Here is a 21,149-nt window from a genome sequence, read left to right on the forward strand (position 1 = left end):
CAGAACCATTAAAGGCAGATACAGATGAAGATGGAGTTTCAGATGGAAAAGAGATTGAATTAGGAACAGATCCACTTACACTTCAGACAAGTTTTCAGGTATCTGTATCATCAGAAAATGCTGGACAGGTAAAAGCGTCTGTTGATATAGAACTTACGGGTGCGCAGGTGGAAACACTGAATGTAGAAGTCGCAGAAAATGAGTTTTTATTTCCAGAAACAATCCCGGGTTATATAGGGGAAGCATATGATTTTAGTGTGGATGGTACATTTGATGCAGCAACGATTCATTTTGAATTTGCAGAAGAACTATTGGAAACAAAAGACTTTGAACCAATTATATACTATTTTAATGAAGAGGAGCAGCAATTAGAACCCTTGGATACAACCGTTTCTGGAAATGTAGCAAGTGCCCGGACAAACCATTTTTCCACATACATTCTGATAAACAGAGTGGTATATGAAGATTCGTATCAATGGATTGACGAATGGGATACAGAAGGTTTTAACAGTGTTGAACTTGTACTTGTGATAGATGATTCAGGCAGCATGACATCAAATGATAGAACAAACCAACGATTGGCAGTGGCGCAGAGTCTGGTTGAAAAGCTTCCTGCTGATAGTAAAGTAGGTGTTATTAAATTTACCAGTTCAGCAACAGCATTGACTTCAACACTGACAGAAGACAAAGAAGAAGCAAAATCTTTCTTAAATAGCAGCTATTTCAAGTCATCTGGTGGTACTTATATGTATACTGCAATCAAGAAAGGCATTTCATTATTTGAATCAACAGATGAGAAAACCTTAAAGATGATGGTGGTATTAAGTGATGGTGAAACATCTGATACCAGTCAGCATTCAACAGTTGTGTCTTTGGCAAATAATACAGCTGGTATGTTTTATCTTGCATCCTATGCAGGTCAACTGGAAGAAATTTATAATGATATAAACAATAAAATCGATATCGGAACGGATAGTGATTCGGATGGAATAGCGGATTACTACGAAGATAATATGGTCATTTTTAATGGTGTTAAAATTAAGTTGGATAAAAACAATCCGGATACAGATGGAGATGGCTTGCTTGATGGTGAGGAAATTGTCGAGCTTAAATATAAATATAATGAAGACAAAACCAAGGTGCGTGTCACTGGAAAATTCAAATCCAATCCAGCAAGTATTGATACAGATGGAGATGGTTTGTATGATAACGCAGCCAGAATAGCTAAAGGAGTGGTTGTGGCACCGATAGATCCAGAACCTGCTAATAAAAACGGATTAACTGGTTTCTGGGATAACCATGTGGAGGGACAGCAATGCGGCGTTGCTTCAACAGAATATAATAATGATTATGGATTAAAGATTCCGGAATTATCAGCATTGATAAAAGAAGAATTGGGAGTCAGTATTCCAAATAGTCAGGAAATAGCAGATGCTTGTGTAGAAATCATTTTAAAATCAAGAGAATCGGTAAATTCCAATAAATACGCTATCCGAACAGCCGCCTTGATTATCAAACGATTTTGTAAAGGAAAGGCAGCGACTGTTGCCGGGGCATATTTGTTGAATTTTGTATATGACGAAGATAAGGCTGCTTATCATTCCCAACCGGATACGTGGCAGCGATACTTTGGGTATAATGACTTTTATGATGATGTGTTCAGGATTGGCTCATATATGCATTATAAACCAGTTGAATTTTCAGTTGGAACAGAAGAATATGTGTTATGGTTATGGAAAGGAGATTACTGGAATCTGCACAGCGGAGCAGAGATGGGCTTGTATACATCTCCTGACATCTATTCAGGAACCGAACAGTATGATGCCGTTGATTTTGAAGTGCCTATGAACTTGAGTTTGTACAACTATTATGGAAAGAGCAGTATTGAAAATATATTCAATTGGTCACCGGAGGAAGACCAGTGGTGGATTACAGGCTTTAGTGGACAGAATCGGGATTTTATAGAACCGGACAGAGAATTAATGGCAATAATTGGAACTGTTGATCTGTCAGAACATACTGAGATATATGCATCATTAAAAGATAAATACGATAAAGATAGAGGTATTTATATTAAGTATAATTTAGAGATGATTTTTGATGATAAGGAGCATATGGTATGGATAAACTGGTACGAAGGGGTAACGCAACGAAAATAGGAAAGATATTTTTGAGTTCGTTTTTGTGTCTGATCTTCTTGTCATTAAGCGGATGCGTCAGGTCCAGTGGGGATTATCTTACGGATGAACAGATAACGGAACAAGTCAGCAATGAATTAATGGAAGCCCTGGTAATTGAAGATTTACAGGCTGTAAAGGCATTGTTGTGTCCGTATTTTCAAGAAACACACTCAGAGCTGGATAAAGAAATCAGTGGTATATTTGATTTTATGGATGGGGACATCATATCCTATGATGAACCAGACGGTGCTCTTTCTGGTGGTGCTACTACAGATTGGGAATGGGTAGAAAAATCTGCCATTCCTGAAATAGTTAATATAAAAACGACTGGTGGTAAGAAGTATACTATTAGCTATATGTACTATTTTATTAATAAGGAAAATCCGGAATTGTTAGGTATTGCATATATCAATGTGGTGTTAAACAATGACAAAGATGATACACCGATTATACAGTATATTATTGACGCGGAGGAAAGTGGTGATTAAAAGAACATGTTATGGATAAACTGGTATGAAGGGGTAATGCAATGAAAATAGGAAGTATGCGGTACCTGACACCATAAACAGGTTCAGGGGTTGCAAGCCATCAGCCAATATGTTACTATAATCAAAAATAAAATATCAGACGGTCTTTTGCCACCGGGTAAAAGAGTTATGCGTCAGTCTTTCCATCGTTAGGTCTAAGAAGATGGAAAGGCTGGCGCTATTTTTTTGTCAGCGGAAGTTCGCCCTATGATAAAAAAACGTTCTGCGTAGGATAATGATGGAGGAAAAATGAAACAGTTGTCAAATTTAAAAGAATTTATGTATTATACCGTAATGAATGTGATCGGCATGACAGGGTTGTCCTGCTACATTCTGGCGGATACTTTTTTTGTATCAAAAGGGCTTGGCGCAAACGGGCTGACTGCGCTGAACCTGGCAATCCCGGTCTATAGTTTCGTGCACGGATCCGGACTTATGATCGGCATGGGAGGAGCAACGAAATATGCCATCTTTAAAGGACAGCAATCCAGGAAGAATGCGGAGAGAGTCTTCACAAATGCAGTCTTCACAGGGGCTGTGATGATGGCCGTTTTTTTCCTGGCGGGAATTTTCCTTTCAGGGCAGATTGCATCGCTGCTAGGGGCGGACCAGACTGTTTTTGCCATGACGAAAACATATTTGAAAGTAATCCTTCTGTTTGCACCGGCATTTATTTTGAATGACATTATGATCTGCTTTGTGAGAAACGACGGCAATCCGAAGCTGTCTATGATTGCGATGCTGACAGGAAGCTTTTCCAATATCATTCTGGATTATCTGTTCATTTTTCCGATGAAGATGGGAATCCTGGGAGCCGTGCTGGCAACAGGACTCGCTCCGGTGATCAGCCTCTGTATATTGTCGGTTCATTTTATGAAAAAGCAGAATCAGTTTTACCTTATAAAAACGCCAGTCAGTCTGGACCTTGTGAAAGCGACTGTTCAGATTGGCTTCCCATCGCTGATTACAGAAGTTGCCTCGGGAATCGTCATGATCGTATTCAACATGATTATTCTGAATATCCAGGGGAATGTTGGGGTGGCGGCATATGGGGTGATCGCCAACCTGTCACTGGTGGTTACCGCCATCTATACCGGGATTGCACAGGGAATGCAGCCCCTTACAAGCCGTGCCTATGGACACGGTGATACGAAAACCATTCGGCAGATATTCCGCTATGGGGTCCTTACAATGCTTGTAATTTCTATTGTGATTTATGGGTTCACGTTTGGAATGGCAGAACCGATTGTTGAAATATTCAATAGCGGACACAATGTGAAGATGCACGAGATTGCAACGACAGGATTAAAACTTTATTTTATTGCAATCCCATTTATGGGATTTAATATCGTGTCGGCCATGCTGTTTTCATCCACGGAAAAAGTGTTGTCAGCACAGGTGGTATCCTTGTCAAGGGGGATTGTGATCAGTATCCCGATGGCATTTTTGCTGTCACAGGCGGCAGGGCTATATGGGGTATGGCTGACTATTCCGATTACGGAAGGGGTTGTTACAGTTTTGGCTGTTGCTTTTTTTGGCAGAGGGTTTAGAGGGGAAAAGTAAGACTTATACCTCCATACCATAAAAAAGCGCGCTGGTTAGAGCCAGCGCGCTTTTTCAATCCCCATGAATATTATATTCTGCACTATCTTGCAAGTTTTGTCATCAGAGCTTCCTGGAGCACCTGTGAAAAGTTGATACCCTGTGCGATGGCTGCCTCGTTAAGCCATTCAGGAATGCTTAAGGTTTTCTTTACGGCCTTAGAGTTGTTTTTCTTTTTATACTGCATCATGTCAAACTCGATTACAACCAGAAACTGCCCTTCTTCAAGGCTGATGTCCTGGGGCTTGGATGGAGCCGGAATCTCTTCTTTGTTATCTTCCAGATAGGAGAGGACAAGTCCGAGACAATCGAAAGCGAGTTCGTAGGATTCTTCCATATTGCTTCCGCCAGTCACACATCCTTCAACATCTGGGAAAAATACAGTAAAAGCTCCATCTTCGTCTGGTTCGAAGATAGCAGGATAAAATAATTTGTTTTTCATATGATTACCTCCTGCAGGGCTATTTGAGCCCCGCCTGCTTCAAGATTCTGTTTTCTAAGCCCTTGCCCAAGGCTTTGCTATGATAAGGGACGGTGGTTCTCTTGTTTGTCTCTTTGTTTTCGAAGAATTTATGTGAACCGTCCTGTCCAAGCTCCCGAAAGCCGTTCTGCTCAAGGAGCTTTATCATTTCCTTTGGTGTCATCGGCATGCTTGATATCTCCTTCTGCTATTATATGAAAAATATAACACGTAATAATACGTACGTCAAGGGTGGCGCTTATTAAAATCCAACGAAATATCTTAAAGTCAGGGCATGCACGCCACCGTGAATACACATGAATGCTTCTGCCGGAGGAAGCAATAGAATCTGAAAATCAGGGAAGGAAGCAGCCAGACTGGAAAGCAAAGCCAATCTATATTATAATGGAGAAAACAGAAAACAGAAAACAGAAAACAGAAAATAGAAAACAGAAAGCAGTTACCAGAAATCTATGCAGAGAGGAAGGTGAATCCATGAAAAAGGAAAGCAGACCTATCGAAAAGCCAATGACCCCGGAAGACTATATCAGCCGGCAGCCGGAAGAGCGCAGGGCTGCATTAACGGAACTGAGGCAGGCGATTCTGGAGAATCTGCCCAAAGGGTTTCAAGAGGTGATGCAATATGGAATGATCGGATATGCGGTGCCCCACGCGCTTTTTCCCGAGGGCTATCATGCCAATCCAGGGGAACCGCTGCCCTTTATGGGGCTGGCAAACCAGAAGGGCTACATTGCAATTTACCACATGGGCCTGTATGCGGATAAACCCCTTACGGAATGGTTTGAAAAATCCTATGAAGCATTGGGGATTGGAAAACTGGACATGGGGAAAAGCTGTATCAGGCTTAAGAAAATGAGCAGAATCCCAAAGGAATTAATAGGAGAACTCTGCACAAAAATGACTGTGGAGGAATATATAGAAATTTATAGAAAAAGCCGGCCGGAAAAATAAGGTGGAACATCGCATCTTCAGGCTGCATGCTGATTTGAAAAACAACCATCGCATTCTCGTGACTTTAGTTGTGAGTCGGATGGCAAAATGAAGGGGGAAAGTTGCGCATGGAAGTAAAGGAAATCATGAATGAACTGAAGTCACTGGGGAAAGAGCGCACGAAAAAGAGCTATATGAGCAACGGCGTGAGAGAACCGGTTTTTGGCGTAACAATCAGTGATATGAAGCCGCTGTTTAAAAAGCTGAAATACAACCAGCCTCTGGCAGAGCAGCTTTATGAAACGGGGAATTATGACGCCATGTATCTGGCGGGCATGATTGCAGAACCTGAGAAAATGACGGCAGAAGATTTTGAGAGATGGATGGAAGGCGCCTACTGTTATATGATCTCTGATTTTATCGTGGCGGTAACCCTTGCTGAAACAGACATCGCATTCCAGGTCGCCGACGCCTGGATCGACAGCGGTAAAGATCTGAAAATGTCTGCAGGCTGGAGCTGCTACAACTGGCTGCTAGGGAATCGGAAGGATAGCGAATTCGATAAAGACAAGCTCCTGTCAATGCTTATCCGGGTGGGTGAAACCATAAATGGCCAGCCTGACCGTACGAAATATGCAATGAACAATTTTATTATGGCGGTCGGGATTTCTTATATGCCGCTTCATGAGGAAGCAAAGAAAATTGCCAGAGAGGTAGGAATGGTAGAGCTTTCAGTAAAAAAGAGTCCCTACCAGACGACTCCTGCAATCGAATATATTGAAAAGGAAGCCCAAAAAGGAAGGCTTGGCTTTAAGCGTAAACATGTAAGGTGTTGACAGGGCCCGGCTCTGAAACATTACGTTTTGCGCCATAAAAAGAAATGACTCAAGGAGGAAAAAACAATGGAAAATGTCTTATTTGCTTTTGCGCTCACGTTGTTTGCTGGCCTCAGTACAGGCATCGGCAGCGCCCTCGCATTTTTTACAAAAAAGAGCAACACAAGATTCTTAGCAATCAGTCTCGGGTTTTCGGCGGGAGTCATGATCTATGTATCCATGATCGAAATTTTCTTTAAGGCCCGGACCAGCCTGATGGGCGAGCTTGGCCCGGTAAAAGGCTCCTGGATAACAGTAATATCCTTTTTTGGAGGCATATTTCTGATCGGCATCATTGACAAGCTGGTCCCGTCCTCTGAAAATCCCCATGAACTTCACTCGATTGAAGAGATGAACGAAGAACACCCGGACGAGGGCCATCATGTGGAGCAGATCAGAAGGAGGGAAGAGGCAATCAAGAACCAGAAACTCCTGCGCATGGGACTTTTCACAGCGATTGCAATTTCCATCCATAATCTTCCGGAAGGTCTTGCCACCTTTATTGCGGCCCTGCAGGAACCGAAGGTTGCCATTCCCATTGCCGTGGCCATTGCGATCCATAATATACCTGAGGGGATAGCTGTTTCAGTCCCTATATACTTTGCAACCGGAAGCCGGAGGAAAGCTTTTTTGTATTCTTTTTTATCGGGTCTCACGGAACCGGTAGGCGCCCTGCTTGGTTATCTGGTCTTAATGCCGATCATGAGCGATGCGCTGATGGGAATTATTTTCGCCCTGGTGGCGGGGATCATGGTCTTCATTTCTCTGGATGAACTGCTTCCCTCAGCCAGAGAATATGGGGAACACCATCTGTCGATGTATGGCCTTGTGGCAGGAATGATGGTCATGGCTGTCAGTCTGCTGCTCTTTATTTAGTGAACAAATTGTCCGCATTTGATGAAAAGTCCAGAAAAATCATGTATACTAGACAGATAAGATCCATGTTGTCTTGAAGAGTATGTTGATTGAGAGGTTTCCATATGAGAAAGAAAATCATGGCGGTTATCATAACCGCCATTTTAGTTGCAGGGTGCGGTCGTGCTTCGGTGCCCCTGCATGAAAATAAAGAACAGACAGAAGCAGTAAATGAAACAGAAACAGCAGAGACAGAAAAAACGTCCCAGGAAATGCAGCAGGAAGAGACGGATACCGGGAATCCGGTGCCTGATGAGTCTGCGGCAGCAGATCCGAAGTCGGGTATCGATCTGAACCTGAAGCCCAACGAAGCCGGAAAAATAATGGTGCTGATGTATCATAATATCGGAAATGAAGAAAAGGAATGGACGAGGACTCCGGCCAACTTCTTGAAGGACCTGAATACCTTATATGAAAAAGGCTACAGGCCGATCAGCCTGAAGGAGTATGTGACGGGCCAGATCACAACGGAGCAGGGCTATACCCCGGTGGTCATAACCTTTGACGACGGGAATCTGAATAATTTCCAATATCTCGACAGCGGGCTTGTCGATCCGGAATCAGCCGTGGGGATGCTGCTGGATTTCCATGAGGAGCATGAGGATTTCCCCATTGAAGCGACGTTCTTTCTGAATGGAGACGGACCGTTTGGCCAAAAAGGGCTTGAAAGCCAGAAGATCAATTTCCTCATTGATCAGGGAATGGATGTGGGCAATCATACGAAGGGACACGCCAACTTCAAGAGTGCAGCAGGTGAGGAAATACAGGAGCAGATCGGTTCCCAGGCCCAGTACCTGGAAGGCATGATAGAAGAAGAGGGCTATCAGGTGAATACCCTTGCGCTGCCTTTTGGTGCAAGGCCGAAGGATGAGACTCTGACTGGGTACCTGGCTTCGGGAAGCTTTGGTGGCGTTACCTACGAGAACATAGCGGTCCTGAATGTCGGATGGAATCCCGGATACTCCCCTTATGATGGAAGGTTTGACTATCAAAGCATACCCAGAATAAGGGCCAGCGAAATGAACGTGGATAACGTGGGGCTTTATAATTATCTTGATTATTTCGACCGGAATCCACAGGAGAGGTTCGTCAGCGACGGGGTGGAGGGCATTGTCACCATCCCGGAAGGAAAACAGGAGATGATCAGCAACACGGGTGGCAGGGAACTCAATCCCTATTCCCCGCAATAATATAGAAGAAGAGGTAGGTTATGAAAAAGAATATGCGGATGCCAGTCCTTATTATGATCCTGAGTCTGATGTTAGCTGGATGTTCAGCCAAGACAGCTGCGCCCCAGGCTTCCGTAAATGAGAATGCGAATTCGGACGACAGCAGGAATTCCAAGGAGGAGCAGGCAGAAAAGAGCCAGGAAGAAAAAGAGAAGGAAGAAAAAGAAGAAAAAGAAAAGAAGGAACAGGAAGAACGGGAACTGGCGGAACGGCTCAAAGCGAGGGAAGCCCTGGAAGTGCAGCGAAAAGAGCAGTCAGGGGAATTCTACGTGCCCCTTCCAGCCCTGGGAGAAGAGCCGGAAATCAAAACCGTAAAGGCGAAGGCTCTCTATCTGACGGCGAATGTGGCAGGCTTCAACTTCGATGAGACCGATATTGAATATTATGCGGCTTATATCAGCTCCATCAGCGGCCAGTCAGGCCTGCCTGCGGACACAGGACGGATGGACGACATCAACAAATTGGAAAAGGCATTGGCAATCTGCAAAGCAACAGAGGTCAATTCCTTGGTCATTGATGTCAAAAACGACGACGGACTGGTTGCATGGAACAGCGATATCGAGGCTGTCAACAGAATCAAGTCAAACTGGTCGGCACCCCTGAAAAATTACGGCCCACTGATGGACTACCTGAAGGCGAACGACATCTATTGCATTGCCAGGGTAGTGGCATTTAAGGATCCGTATTTTGCACAAACCGAGCCGGGACATGCCATCCAGCTGAAGACAGGAGGCGTCTACACCGACAGGGCAGGCATATCCTGGGTAAATCCGTTTGATGAGTATGTGTGGAAATATGTGGTGTCTGTTTCCCAGGAAGCAGCCCTCAGAGGGTTTGATGAGATCCAGTTCGATTATGTGCGTTTTCCCGATGGGGCAAAATCCTACAATCCGATCACGGATTTCCCGGGGAGGAATGACCGAAATAAGGATGAGGGGATTGAAGCGTTTCTGCAGTATGCCCGCAAGGAGCTGGAACCCTACAACGTCAACCTGTCTGCGGATGTGTTCGGCTTCATAACCAGGTCCTGGGACGATATACCGGAAGATATCGGGCAGACCTGGAGAAAAATCGCGAACCAGGTCGATTCTGTCTGCCCCATGATCTATCCGAGCCATTACGGAACCGGGCTGTACGGCTTTGAGGTGCCTGACCAGCATCCTTACGAGATTTCAAGAGCCGCACTGATGGAAGCGATCGAAAGGAATGCGGCCCAGAAGAAGCCGGGCGCAATCAGGCCGTGGTTCCAGGGATTCACTGCATCCTGGATCAAAGGCCACATCGAATATGATGCAAAAGCCATTTCAGATCAGATGGTGGCAGGGCTGGAACTGGGAATCGAAGAGTATATCATCTGGAGCGCTTCGAACAACTATGATCCTATGAGCTTCTTTTTTCATGACCGTGTCAACCAAAGCATCCGGAATGCCGGGGAGGATATTCTGGCGCGGACGCCGGAGGTAGCGCTGAAAAGATATCTGGATGCCGAAAAAAGCAGGCGTTACAGCCATCTCTATCTCCTGACCCCGATTTCCGAACGGAAGGAAGATTATGATCAGTTCGCGTCGGAAATGGAAGCCGCACTGCCAGGGCTTGGGAACTATGAAATTCTCAATGTTGCGGAAAGCGGAGACGGGAAGTATGCGGCAACGGTAAATGCAGAATACGGCTCCGGCACAGAACAGGCTGTGAGGAAAGAAGTAACATATCATATCGTTCTTGAGAACGATGTATATAAGGTAATAAAAAAATAACGTTAGAAACCAGAAGCAGCAGGAATTCATCCTGTAGCGGTTTTTATGATTGAAAGCGTCGTCATATCATGATACGATTAGCGTGTTTTAAGAACAGAACAGTGTTATTAATTATCAGGGGGATCAGATGAATAGGAAAATCAGGGTGGAAAGCCCAAGATATCAGCAGATAGCAATGGATATTGCTTCGAAAATAGTGAAAAAGAATTACATAATAGGGGAGAAGATTTATGCAAGATCGGCTATAGCGAGCCAGTACGGCGTATCTTCTGAAACGGCAAGAAGGGCCATCTGCATACTTTCCGATTTGGGGATAGTGGAGACGACAAAGGGAAGCGGAGTAATCATAAAATCCTACGAAAAGGCCCTGGAATTCATCCACCATTATGATGCGACAGAGTCCGTGAATGATATCAAAAATGACCTGAAAAACAGTGTGGCAAGGCAGAGGAAAGAACTGGAATACTTCAACAGCTGCCTGACGCAGCTCATGGATAAGACTGAGAGGCTTCAGTATATCAATCCTTTTATTCCATTCGAAACGGAGATCACTTCGGAGTGCCCGTTTGTGGATCAAACAGTGGCAGAGGTCAACTTCTGGCATAATACATCAGCAACGATTGTTGCCATAAAACGAAATAATGGGCTGATCATGTCCCCTGGACCTTATGCAATATTTCAGGAGAATGACATCTTCTATTTTGTTGGAGACGAAGACTGCAAGTCACGTGTCCAAAAATTTCTTTATTCATAAAAAAACCGCCGGCAGGGATGAACGATGATCTCCCTGCCGGCAGTTTTTTTGTCTCACAGGAGTGTGTGTTATTGTTCAGTATTGGTTACTGTTCGCTCTGTGACCAGCAACACGCTGCGCGATGCACAGAAATGGTACAAAATACACCATTTCGCGTTACATGACTCGGGTTTTCTGTGACTTTCGCTTCGCTCATGATTTGACAAAACAAACAACCTTGTGATAGAATGAAGTTGTCACTGCCGACAACTCAATCGAAATGTAAAGTTGTTGCTTGAAGCAATGAGGAGGTTTTACATGATTAAATTTGAAGATGTAACTAAAAGTTTTAAAGATAAGCAGGTTCTGAAAAATGTATCCCTTGAAATAGGACGCGGCCAATTGGTGGTATTTATCGGTGCCAGCGGTTGTGGAAAGACAACCACCCTGAAGATGATAAACAGGCTGATCAAACCGACATCCGGGAAAATATATATAGACGGTATGGATATTGAAAAGAAGGATGTCATAGCGCTTCGCCGGAATATCGGATACGTCATCCAGCAGACAGGGCTGTTTCCGCATATGACCATCCGGGAGAATATTGAGATTATTCCAAAGGTCGAAAAGAAGAATATAAAGCAGATCCAGAACCGTACCTATGATCTTATGAATATGGTCGGGATGGATCCTGAAGAATTTCTGGACAGATATCCGTCGGAGCTCAGCGGCGGACAGCAGCAGAGAATAGGAGTTGCGAGAGCGTTTGCAACGGACCCGGAGATTATCCTTATGGATGAGCCTTTCTCGGCGCTTGACCCTATTACCAGGATCGGACTCCAGGAAGAGCTCGTGGATCTTCAGTCCAGGCTGAAAAGGACAATCGTATTTGTCACTCATGACATGGATGAAGCCATAAAAATTGCAGACAGGATATGCATCATGAAGGACGGTGAGGTTCTGCAGTATGACACGCCGGAAAATATACTAAAAAATCCGGTGAATGAATTCGTTTCTGAATTCGTCGGAAAGAACAGGATATGGGCCTCTCCAGAGTTTATCAAAGCCGAAGATATCATGCTGGATTCGCCGGTAACCTGCCAGAGCAATATGTCCCTGTTGAGCTGCAGGGAAAAGATGAGAAAAAGCAATGTGGACAGTCTGATGGTAATTGAATACAGATCAAGAAAGCTGATCGGCGTTGTAAATGCAAAACAGATACAGGAAATGAGCGACCGTACAAAAGAGGTCGGAGATATTATGAATACAGAATTTATAAGTGTGCTGCCTGAAGAATCCATGATAGATATTTTAAAGCTGTTTGATGGGAATGAAGCTTCCAATATTCCGGTAATCGATCATGAGGAAAGGCTGGTTGGACTGATCACAAAGAGCAGTCTTGTGAATACCCTGAGCCAGCAGTACATTTCAGAAGAGGCGGTGTAATAGATGAATTTTTTTGAATTTTTAATGAAGAACAGGGAACAGGTACTTTCCCTTACGATAGAACATATTAAGCTGACGGTCATAGCGGTAGGATTGGCCATATTGATCGGTGTGCCGGTGGGGATTCTGATAAGCTATGCAAAGAGTCTGAATAAGCCCGTGCTTGGAGTCGCAAACGTGATCCAGGCCATTCCGAGCATGGCCCTCCTTGGATTCGCAATCCCGTTTCTGGGAATCGGGACACTTCCGGCAATTGTAATGGTTGTCCTCTATTCCCTTCTGCCGATTATAAAGAATACCTTTACCGGTATACAGAGCATAAACCCTCAGACAGTGGAGGCAGCGAAGGGGATCGGACTTAACAGGCTGCAGATTCTGACAAAAATCCAGATACCACTGGCGCTTCCCGTCATCATGGCCGGTGTCAGGATATCTGCCGTGACGGCAGTAGGACTTATGACAATGGCGGCATTTATCGGTGCCGGAGGCCTGGGATACCTGGTGTTCTCCGGAATAAGAACCGTCAACAACAGCCAGATACTTGCAGGTGCTATTCCTGCCTGCCTGCTGGCACTTTTCACAGACTTCCTTGTAGGACTTGTTGAAAAGCTCGTTACTCCTGTGAGCCTGCAGAATGCAAAAGGATCAAGGAAGGCGCAGAAAAAAATCAGACAGCTTGAAAAATGGGCTTTGTCTTTAACGGCAGCGGCCATTGCCGTAATGTTTGGATTCACCTCAATCGGAGGTGCTGTGGCAGGGAACAAAGTAATCACAATTGGAAGCAAGGATTACACGGAGCAGCATATCCTTGCCCATATGCTGTCAGATCTGATTGAAGACAGGACAGATATCCAGGTAGACAGAAAAATAAACCTTGGCGGAACCCAGGTATGCTTCTCGGCATTGAAGTCAGGAGATATAGACATGTATGTGGACTATAGCGGAACGGCATACGGCGACACGCTGAATTACCCGCCGATAAGCGACATGCAGGAAGTCTATGATACTGTGAAAGCAGACATGAAGGATCAGTTTGGTATTGAAGTGCTCGACCAGATGGGATTCAACAACACCTACGTGCTTGCGGTAACAAAAGCGACTGCAGAAAAATATGGACTCAGTAAAATCAGCGATCTTGCAGCCTATGGATCAGAGTTGAGAGCCGGAACAACCCTTGAATTTCTGAACAGGGAAGATGGAATCATAGGAATTAAGAAGCACTATGGATTTGAATTCAAAGATGCTACAGGACTTGACGGTTCGCCCAGGTATGTAGCGCTTATGAATGGTGAAACAGATGTGGTGGATGCCTTCTCGACAGACGGACTCCTGAAAAAATTCGATCTGGTCACCCTTGAAGATGATAAGAATTTCTTCCCGCCATACTATGCGATACCTATGATCAGGGGAGAAGTGCTGGAAACCTATCCTGAACTTAAGGATATTGTGGGAGAACTAGGCAGAGCCCTGTCAGATGAAGTGATGGTAGAACTGAACTATAAGGTGGATGAACTCCAGATGGAACCGGACGAGGTTGCCAGGGAATTCCTGATCACCAATGGATTTATTCAATAATAATCAAACAAGGCGTCTTTGCCCTCAGGATTGAGGGGAAAGACGCCTTGCTTGATAGTTAACGAAAATCGTACTGATATGGATAAGCACGGCGCCAATGATCTGTCACAGGTACCTGCCTTAATCAGCGGCCCATCTTCCCAAGCCGTATCACGTTCCAGCTCTGTTTTTCCAGTACCGCAGTCAGCTGTCCCTGGCTGATTGCAGCGTTACCGGAGGATCTCGGGGCAACATTGTCAGGATTCGCTTCCGTATTCTCTGCCTTCAGATCGTCGTGGGCCAGGACCATATGGTCCACAATTCTGTAATCGGAGAACTGGCGCAGATCGCAGCTGACTTCCATGCTCTCATCCAGGCTCTTGTTCACTGCAAAGAGTGTGAGCGTTTCCTCTTCCTCATTCATGATCAGTACGGAATCGAGATAAGGCGCATCGCCGTATTTGCTGTCATAGACAGGGGATTCCACTACTGTATGCAGGACGGTGCCGCGGCCGTAGACGCTGGCATGCATGTATGGATAGTAGATGGTCTGTTTCCATGCGCCGGTGTCCGAGGTCATGATCGGAGCGATGACATTGACAAGCTGTGCCAGGCAGGCGATCTTTACCCTGTCCGCGTGTTTCAATAAGGTGATGAGCATGCTTCCGACCAGGAGGGCATCTTCGAAATTGTAGACATCCTCCAGCTGATGGGGAGCCTGGGTCCAGCGTTCCAGCTTCCTGTCCTGCTCATGGGAGTGGTACCATACGTTCCATTCGTCAAAGGACAGATGGATGGATTTTTTGCTCCTTTTTTTTGCTTTTACATAGTCGCAGATAGAGACAACGGAGTTGATGAATTCGTCCATGGCAACGGAGCTTGCAAGGAAGTCGGGAGTCTCGCTGTCCGGATTGCCGTAGTACTGGTGCAGGGACAGGTAATCTACCTGGTCGTAGCAGTGCTCCAGGGTGGTCGCTTCCCAGGATGCAAATGTGGGCATCTGCAGGAAAGAGCTTCCGCATGCCACAAGCTCGATGGAAGGGTCGACCATTTTCATGATGCGGCCTGTCTCCTGGGCGAGGCGGCCGTATTCCTCTGCCGTCTTATGGCCGATCTGCCATGGGCCGTCCATCTCGTTGCCGAGGCACCAAAGCTTGATGTCATATGGTTCCTCGTAGCCGTGCTTTCTCCGGAGGTCGCTGTAGTAGGAGCCTTTTTTGATGTTGCAGTATTCGACGATGTTTTTTGCATCCTCAATGCCTCTGGTTCCCAGATTGACTGCCATCATGGCGTTGGTATCCGCTTTTTTCGTCCAGTCCATAAACTCGTTCAGGCCGAACTGGTTGCTTTCAATGACCGTCCAGGCCAGGTCGAGCTTCGGCTGGCGTTCGGATTTCGGGCCGATTCCATCCTCCCAGTGATAGCCCGATACAAAATTTCCGCCCGGATAGCGGACGATCGGGACATTGATGTCGCGGATCAGTTTCAGGGCGTCCCTGCGAAATCCCTGTTCATCGGAAAGGGGACTGGACGGCTGATAGATGCCATCATATACGGCGCGGCCCAGGTGTTCGATAAAAGAACCAAAGATGCGTTTGTCAACTTCTCCGACGATAAAATGTCTGTCAATGTGTATAGCTGCTTTTTTCATTTTGATTTTAAATTCCTTTCTGGTAAAGTAGTAGTGTTTTTTCGTGGATTTTGTTGTATTATAGCATCAGGGAACATCTCCTATAAATAGATTTTCATCCGTTTGATTTGGCATTTTGTCCGATAGTGAACAGGAAGGAGCAGTGACGATGTATATGATTGATTTTTGTGGATATAATATCCATAATCCGGATAATGACATAATTTACCGGCCGAATGGAAGCAGCAGCTATCTGTTTCTTCTGGTTCTGGCCCCCATGAATTTTGAAATAAACGGACAGGAGGTTCTGGCAAAGCCCGGCGCATGTATGCTGTACACACCTGGATTTGCGCAGAAATATCAGGCCTGTACGGAATTCTATAACAGCTTTGTGCATTTCATTCCCGATTCTGAACAGGACGTGGAAGCGGAGTACGGGATACCTCTCAACACCATCTTCTACCCGGAAGGGATTGATGAAATCAACTGGTACATCAGGAAAATTCACAGGGAATATCTGGAGAAGGCACTGCATTATGAAAACCAGCTTGATGCATACGTGCGGCAGCTTCTGGTTTATATGGACCGTGAATACCGGAGCATTTCGCAGAAGCAATCAGTGAAGAACTCCATGTATGCGGAATTCCAGTCCCTGCGCCTGCAGATGCTGTCCTACTGCGAAGAAGACTGGCCCGTGGAGCGGATGTGCCGGATCATGAATCTGGAAAAAAGCCAGCTTTATGCCGGATATAAGAAGCTGTTCTATACGACCCCCAAAGCAGAGCTGATCCAGGCGCGCATCGACAAAGCAAAATATCTGATGACGAACGAAGCGCTGCAGATCAGCCAGGTCGCACAGAAATCAGGGTTCCATGATATCTACCACTTTTCAAGATGCTTTAAAAAGATCTGCGGATGTGCGCCGAGCCAGTATGGGAAGATGGATACATAGAAATAAGGGACAGGAAAAAAGCTGTGGGAGAATGATGTTTTTGGATAAATTTTATTTGTGTGTAATAGAGTCAGAACAAAATGAAGCAGCATGTCAGGTATGGAGTATTTGACAAGAAAGAGAGGTACAGTAATATGAAAGTGAAATTTGGTATTATGGGTCTTGGAGGCATAGCACACCGGTTTGCAAAGGTGCTGAAAACGGTGGAAGGGGTGGAGCTGGCTGCGGTCGCATCATCTGACGAAGGCAGATCCAGGCAGTTTGCAACTGAATATGGCGTAGAAAAGTATTTCTGGGACTATTCCGAACTGGCGGCAGATCCATCCATTGATGTGGTCTACATTGCCCAGACCCACGACCGCCATTATGAGCTGATCAAGCTCTGCATCGGGTATAAAAAGGGCGTTATATGCGAAAAGCCGATGGTCCTGACGGAGCAGCAGGCATTAGAAGTTACTGGTCTGGCGAAAGAGAACGGAGTGCTGCTGATGGAGGCCATGTGGTCCAGATTCATTCCGACCTTTCAGAAGGCGAAGGAATGGGTAACAGGAGGAAGAATCGGACAGGTCAGGCTTGTCCAGGCGTCGTTCTGTTTTAATTTCCCGTTTGATCCGGCTCACCGTCTATACAATCCAGATAAGGCAGGAGGAAGTCTCTATGATGCCGGCATTTATCCGATTGCATTCACTACCGGAATCCTGGATGAAAATCCTCTGGAAGTCAAAGCGACAGGAACCCTGTGCGAGACGGGCGTAGATGACTATTTGGCAATGGCGATGAAGTTTGAAAGCGGGGCACTGGCAACCCTGAGCTGCGGCCTCCGCGCTGAAACGAACCGGGATGCGTATGTCTATGGTGATAACGGATATGTGGTGGTCTATGATTTCCTGGGATCCCGCAAAACGGAACTGTATGACAAGAACCATCAGCTGTGCGAAATGTTCGAATCTGAATTTGAAGACGGGTTCTGCTATGAAATCCAGCATTTTGCAGAGCTTTTCAGGAACGGAAAGACAGAGAGCGGGATCATGCCTCACAGGGATAATATTGCGGTGGCCAGGGTGTTTGAAGATGTGTTAAGGCAGATACATGGAGAATAGAGGAACCATGAACATCCTGCGACAATTCCCGATATCCCGTTGAGAGATGCCGAATTGGACGATTTTCAGCTTAAGGGCCTTCAGTTTGAAGTAATCAACAAAGACACGGACATAGGGGGACTTTGAACCCTATGAACTGTGTAGCAGGTTTCACAGGATATGCCAGACAGATCACAAGATGTGCCTGAAAACCCAACAGGTTATGCCCTTATGCTATTCTTTCCGTGTAAGAAAGAAACAAAAACAAAAACACGGGAGGATCACAATGAAAGGTAAAAAACATATTTCAAAAGTAACAACGGCAGTTGCATATGCTTTGTGCGTTGTAATTGTAGCAGGTCTTGTAGTTGGAAACTATTATGCACTGAAATATCAGAATCTTATTTCGGTACATTTCAATCAGTCGAACCAGAAGATCGTATCTGCTGCGGGTGAATCGTCAGAGTACTATACCAGCGATTTTGACAGTGAAGAAGAGCGAATTGCACATTTGCAGGAAATTGGCACGAAAATAGAAGAAGAAGGCATCGTGCTGCTGAAAGATGAAAATGATGCACTTCCTTTGGCATCCGGAGCCAGAATCAGTATATTCGGCCAGGACAGCGTGGACCCTGTCTATGGCGGAGGCGGAGCTGGTTCCGTTGATGCTGCAAAAGCAGTTGATTTGGAAATGGCATTTGAAAAATCAGGATTTGCACTCAATCAGACATTATGGGATTTCTATGAATCGGGAGAGGGTTCCACTTACAGAAAAACGACTCCTGACGTATACGGAAAGGGTTCCTTTGCGGTGAACGAAGTCCCGGAAGATGTCTATACAGATGAAGTGAAAGCAAGCTTTGCAGAGTATAGCGATGCAGCGGTTGTCGTGATTGGCCGTTCCGGAGGTGAAAGTTCAGATCTCTCTTCGGCGCCGCTGGAAAGCGGATACGCCTACCTGCAGCTGGATGATGATGAAAGAGCGATGCTTCAGATGGCATGCGACAGCTTCGATCAGGTTGTTGTGCTGCTGAATACACAGAACGCAATGGAATTAGGGTTCCTGGAAGAATACGATGTCGATGCATGTCTGTGGATCGGTGCATTGGGTGAAACCGGTGCCTATGCAGTTGCCGATGTGCTGGCAGGTGAAGTGAATCCGTCCGGAGCATTGGTCGACACCTACGCATATGATTCTTTAAGCGCGCCGAGCATGGAAAACTTTGGAAAATACAGCATTGCAAACAGTGAAGTGGACCGCGGTAACGCTTACATGGTATACGGCGAAGGCATCTATGTGGGATATCATTATTATGAAACAAGATATGAGGATGTTGTGCTGGGAAATGAAGACAAAGCAAATTACGACTATACGGCAGCAGTACAGTATCCGTTGGGATATGGCTTGTCCTACACAGAGTTTGAGTGGTCTGATTTCACGGTGAGTGAAACAGAGGATACTTATGAAATCACGACGACCGTAACAAACACAGGAGATTTGGCAGGCAAGGAAATCGTGCAGATCTACATGCAGTCTCCATATACCGATTATGACAAAGAGAATGGGATTGAAAAAGCTTCTGTCGAATTGGCAGGGTTCGAAAAAACAGCTGAAATCGAAGCTGGTAAGAGTGAGACCGTAACCGTTTCAGTAGACAAAGAAGAAATGAAGACCTATGACGCAAAGGGATACAGCACTTATATCGTTGACGCCGGAGACTACTACTTCGCGGCAGGCGAAAATGCCCATGACGCGCTGAACAATATACTGGCTGCAAAAGGAAAAACAACGGCAGACGGTATGGATTATGATGGAAATGCAGAGTTTACGACAAAAGTAACGGTAGACAAGCTGGATGCAGAAACTTATGCGGTATCCCAGGATACGGGAAATGCGATTACAAATCAGTTTGAAGAAGCTGACATGAGCTATTACGATCCTGAATTCCAGTATTTAAGCAGAAGCAGCTGGACCGAGACCTGGCCGGCAACATATGCGGACGGTGTATTGACAGCATCTGATGAAATGCTGGCAGATTTAGAGATTTCCTTCTCTGAAGCTGAAAATGCGGAAGGGCCTGTAACAGATACAATCAGTGAAGAAATTGGCGAATTGAATGCCGCTACATTGATCGGGGAAGAGTATCAGAATGAATTGTGGAATGTCCTGACAGAACAGATGTCTGCTGAAGAGCTGGATCAGCTGGTACGTGTCGGTGGATATGCAACCAATAGCGTCGAATCGATTCAGTTGCCGGCTACAATAGATAAAGACGGCCCTGCCGGCATATCGGGTACATTGGTCGGTGGTGAAAGCGGAACCTCTTATCCACCGGAAGTAGTAATCGCTTCTACCTGGAATCTGGATCTAGCGGAAGAATTCGGTGCATGTATAGGCGAAGACAGCATGGCGCTTGGCGTGGCAGTATGGTATGCGCCGGCATGCAACATCCATCGCTCGCCATACAGTGGCAGAAACTTTGAATACTACTCAGAAGACGGTTTCCTTTCAGGTAAGATGGCCGCAGGCACAGTTGCCGGAGCACAGTCAAAAGGAACTGTGGTTACAGTAAAACATTTTGCCCTGAATGATCAGGAATGCAACCGCGTCGGCGGTGCAATGTTTGCAAATGAGCAGTCTGTCCGGGAACTTTATTTACAGCCATTTGAAATTGCTGTTCGTGAAGGCGATGCGCTTGGCATGATGGCAAGCATGAACAGGATCGGATGCAGATGGACTGGTGGGCATTACGGACTTATGACTTCAACTCTGAGGGATGAATGGGGATTCGAAGGAATGGTTGTAACAGACCAGGCATCCTACTCTGTATTTGCTTACGAGGATCTCCGTGAAGGACTTGAAGCAGGAACAGACTTGTGGCTGAATACGGATGCAACACTCTGGACTTTGACAGACGAGGATATGACACCGACTGTGTTAACAAACATGCAGAGAGCAGCAAAGAATGTTGTATATGCAGTTGCAAACAGCAATGCAATGAACGGATTATCAGCAGGAAGTAAAGTGGTCGCAGTCATGCCGCTTTGGCAGAAGGCATTAATTACAGTTGATGCAGTCGCCGGCATTCTGGTTGCCACAGCAGTTATATCCTTAACAAGAAGACTGATGAAACAAAAAAAACGCAATATTGAAATTGTAACAGAAGAATAATCAGATTGAAACTCTGTAGCCGGAAACGGCTGCAGAGTTCTTTGAGGTTAAACGATCAGGTGCTCTGAATCGTTATGATGATTTCTATAA

The 21,149-nt window shown here is 45.6% G+C and carries 17 protein-coding genes; 14 read left to right on the forward strand and 3 right to left on the reverse strand.

Translation table 11 applies throughout. The annotated features are described in order from the left end of the window. From BJR36_RS14735 to BJR36_RS14745, 3 genes are all read left to right on the forward strand, one after another. On the forward strand, positions 1–2,159 hold a 2,159-nt coding region (locus BJR36_RS14735; protein WP_091235746.1), incomplete at its 5' end, for a DUF4474 domain-containing protein. Beyond that, entirely contained in the window at positions 2,120–2,668 is a 549-nt protein-coding gene (locus tag BJR36_RS14740) for a DUF5104 domain-containing protein (protein WP_091235749.1), read from the forward strand. The genes BJR36_RS14735 and BJR36_RS14740, both read left to right, overlap by 40 nt. Before the next feature lie 288 nt (positions 2,669–2,956). Beyond that, complete coding sequence (locus tag BJR36_RS14745) at positions 2,957–4,270, forward strand: MATE family efflux transporter (protein WP_091235751.1); 1,314 nt, start codon at positions 2,957–2,959, stop codon at positions 4,268–4,270. Between the two features lie 82 nt (positions 4,271–4,352). Here BJR36_RS14745 and BJR36_RS14750 read toward each other — a convergent pair whose 3' ends face one another. Both BJR36_RS14750 and BJR36_RS14755 read right to left on the reverse strand, forming a co-directional pair. Next, positions 4,353–4,751, reverse strand: a complete 399-nt coding sequence (locus tag BJR36_RS14750) for a type II toxin-antitoxin system HicB family antitoxin (RefSeq protein ID WP_091235753.1) — start codon at positions 4,749–4,751, stop codon at positions 4,353–4,355. A gap of 19 nt (positions 4,752–4,770) precedes the next feature. Then, positions 4,771–4,959, reverse strand: coding sequence for a type II toxin-antitoxin system HicA family toxin (locus BJR36_RS14755; protein ID WP_091235756.1), 189 nt, complete (start codon positions 4,957–4,959; stop codon positions 4,771–4,773). A gap of 215 nt (positions 4,960–5,174) precedes the next feature. Here BJR36_RS14755 and BJR36_RS14760 point away from each other — a divergent pair, with 215 nt between their 5' ends. The 8 genes from BJR36_RS14760 (at position 5,175) to BJR36_RS14795 (ending at position 14,247) form a co-directional block, all read left to right on the forward strand. After that, a complete protein-coding gene (locus tag BJR36_RS14760) occupies positions 5,175–5,741 on the forward strand; it encodes a DUF1801 domain-containing protein (protein WP_242875595.1) in 567 nt (188 codons plus the stop codon). A gap of 107 nt (positions 5,742–5,848) precedes the next feature. Further along, positions 5,849–6,556: a DNA alkylation repair protein gene (locus BJR36_RS14765; protein ID WP_091235758.1), complete on the forward strand. Its 708-nt coding sequence runs from the start codon at positions 5,849–5,851 to the stop codon at positions 6,554–6,556. A gap of 66 nt (positions 6,557–6,622) precedes the next feature. Further along, on the forward strand, positions 6,623–7,471 hold the full coding sequence (gene zupT / locus BJR36_RS14770) for a zinc transporter ZupT (protein ID WP_091235760.1): 849 nt from the start codon (positions 6,623–6,625) through the stop codon (positions 7,469–7,471). A 104-nt stretch (positions 7,472–7,575) separates the two neighbouring features. Then, positions 7,576–8,700 carry a polysaccharide deacetylase family protein gene (locus tag BJR36_RS14775; protein WP_091235763.1) on the forward strand — a complete coding sequence of 375 codons (1,125 nt, stop codon included), beginning with the start codon at positions 7,576–7,578 and terminating at the stop codon, positions 8,698–8,700. 20 nt (positions 8,701–8,720) lie between these two features. Continuing rightward, complete coding sequence (locus tag BJR36_RS14780) at positions 8,721–10,493, forward strand: putative glycoside hydrolase (protein WP_091235765.1); 1,773 nt, start codon at positions 8,721–8,723, stop codon at positions 10,491–10,493. 127 nt (positions 10,494–10,620) lie between these two features. Further along, positions 10,621–11,247 carry a GntR family transcriptional regulator gene (locus BJR36_RS14785; protein ID WP_091235766.1) on the forward strand — a complete coding sequence of 209 codons (627 nt, stop codon included), beginning with the start codon at positions 10,621–10,623 and terminating at the stop codon, positions 11,245–11,247. Positions 11,248–11,544: 297 nt separating this feature from the next. Next, positions 11,545–12,672, forward strand: coding sequence for an ABC transporter ATP-binding protein (locus BJR36_RS14790; protein WP_091235767.1), 1,128 nt, complete (start codon positions 11,545–11,547; stop codon positions 12,670–12,672). Positions 12,673–12,675: 3 nt separating this feature from the next. After that, on the forward strand, positions 12,676–14,247 hold the full coding sequence (locus BJR36_RS14795) for an ABC transporter permease/substrate-binding protein (protein ID WP_091235769.1): 1,572 nt from the start codon (positions 12,676–12,678) through the stop codon (positions 14,245–14,247). Positions 14,248–14,371: 124 nt separating this feature from the next. Here the strand turns inward: BJR36_RS14795 and arfA are convergent, their stop codons facing one another. Then, positions 14,372–15,877 (reverse strand): arabinosylfuranosidase ArfA, encoded by a 1,506-nt coding sequence (gene arfA, locus BJR36_RS14800; RefSeq protein WP_091235772.1) that lies wholly within the window; start codon positions 15,875–15,877, stop codon positions 14,372–14,374. 148 nt (positions 15,878–16,025) lie between these two features. Between arfA and BJR36_RS14805 the strand changes: the two genes are divergently transcribed. The 3 genes from BJR36_RS14805 to BJR36_RS14815 all read left to right on the forward strand — a co-directional run bounded on the left by BJR36_RS14805 (position 16,026) and on the right by BJR36_RS14815 (position 21,059). Continuing rightward, positions 16,026–16,808 (forward strand): helix-turn-helix transcriptional regulator, encoded by a 783-nt coding sequence (locus BJR36_RS14805; protein WP_091235774.1) that lies wholly within the window; start codon positions 16,026–16,028, stop codon positions 16,806–16,808. A 134-nt stretch (positions 16,809–16,942) separates the two neighbouring features. Beyond that, positions 16,943–17,908, forward strand: a complete 966-nt coding sequence (locus BJR36_RS14810) for a Gfo/Idh/MocA family protein (RefSeq protein ID WP_091235822.1) — start codon at positions 16,943–16,945, stop codon at positions 17,906–17,908. A gap of 265 nt (positions 17,909–18,173) precedes the next feature. Next, entirely contained in the window at positions 18,174–21,059 is a 2,886-nt protein-coding gene (locus BJR36_RS14815) for a glycoside hydrolase family 3 protein (protein ID WP_091235777.1), read from the forward strand. The last annotated feature ends 90 nt before the right edge of the window (positions 21,060–21,149 follow it).

Source organism: Anaerobium acetethylicum (genome assembly GCF_900096945.1).
Lineage (GTDB): Bacteria > Bacillota > Clostridia > Lachnospirales > Lachnospiraceae > Anaerobium > Anaerobium acetethylicum.

What these genes read in the sequence shown, in the direction of transcription:
- BJR36_RS14755 (WP_091235756.1), bottom strand. Translation starts at nt 4,959, where the DNA reads ATGCCGATGACACCAAAGGAAATGATAAAGCTCCTTGAGCAGAACGGC.
- zupT (WP_091235760.1), top strand. Translation starts at nt 6,623, where the DNA reads ATGGAAAATGTCTTATTTGCTTTTGCGCTCACGTTGTTTGCTGGCCTC.
- BJR36_RS14780 (WP_091235765.1), top strand. Translation starts at nt 8,721, where the DNA reads ATGAAAAAGAATATGCGGATGCCAGTCCTTATTATGATCCTGAGTCTG.
- BJR36_RS14745 (WP_091235751.1), top strand. Translation starts at nt 2,957, where the DNA reads ATGAAACAGTTGTCAAATTTAAAAGAATTTATGTATTATACCGTAATG.
- BJR36_RS14750 (WP_091235753.1), bottom strand. Translation starts at nt 4,751, where the DNA reads ATGAAAAACAAATTATTTTATCCTGCTATCTTCGAACCAGACGAAGAT.
- BJR36_RS14815 (WP_091235777.1), top strand. Translation starts at nt 18,174, where the DNA reads ATGAAAGGTAAAAAACATATTTCAAAAGTAACAACGGCAGTTGCATAT.
- BJR36_RS14790 (WP_091235767.1), top strand. Translation starts at nt 11,545, where the DNA reads ATGATTAAATTTGAAGATGTAACTAAAAGTTTTAAAGATAAGCAGGTT.
- BJR36_RS14760 (WP_242875595.1), top strand. Translation starts at nt 5,175, where the DNA reads ATGGAGAAAACAGAAAACAGAAAACAGAAAACAGAAAATAGAAAACAG.
- arfA (WP_091235772.1), bottom strand. Translation starts at nt 15,877, where the DNA reads ATGAAAAAAGCAGCTATACACATTGACAGACATTTTATCGTCGGAGAA.
- BJR36_RS14805 (WP_091235774.1), top strand. Translation starts at nt 16,026, where the DNA reads ATGTATATGATTGATTTTTGTGGATATAATATCCATAATCCGGATAAT.
- BJR36_RS14775 (WP_091235763.1), top strand. Translation starts at nt 7,576, where the DNA reads ATGAGAAAGAAAATCATGGCGGTTATCATAACCGCCATTTTAGTTGCA.
- BJR36_RS14740 (WP_091235749.1), top strand. Translation starts at nt 2,120, where the DNA reads ATGGATAAACTGGTACGAAGGGGTAACGCAACGAAAATAGGAAAGATA.
- BJR36_RS14810 (WP_091235822.1), top strand. Translation starts at nt 16,943, where the DNA reads ATGAAAGTGAAATTTGGTATTATGGGTCTTGGAGGCATAGCACACCGG.
- BJR36_RS14795 (WP_091235769.1), top strand. Translation starts at nt 12,676, where the DNA reads ATGAATTTTTTTGAATTTTTAATGAAGAACAGGGAACAGGTACTTTCC.
- BJR36_RS14765 (WP_091235758.1), top strand. Translation starts at nt 5,849, where the DNA reads ATGGAAGTAAAGGAAATCATGAATGAACTGAAGTCACTGGGGAAAGAG.
- BJR36_RS14785 (WP_091235766.1), top strand. Translation starts at nt 10,621, where the DNA reads ATGAATAGGAAAATCAGGGTGGAAAGCCCAAGATATCAGCAGATAGCA.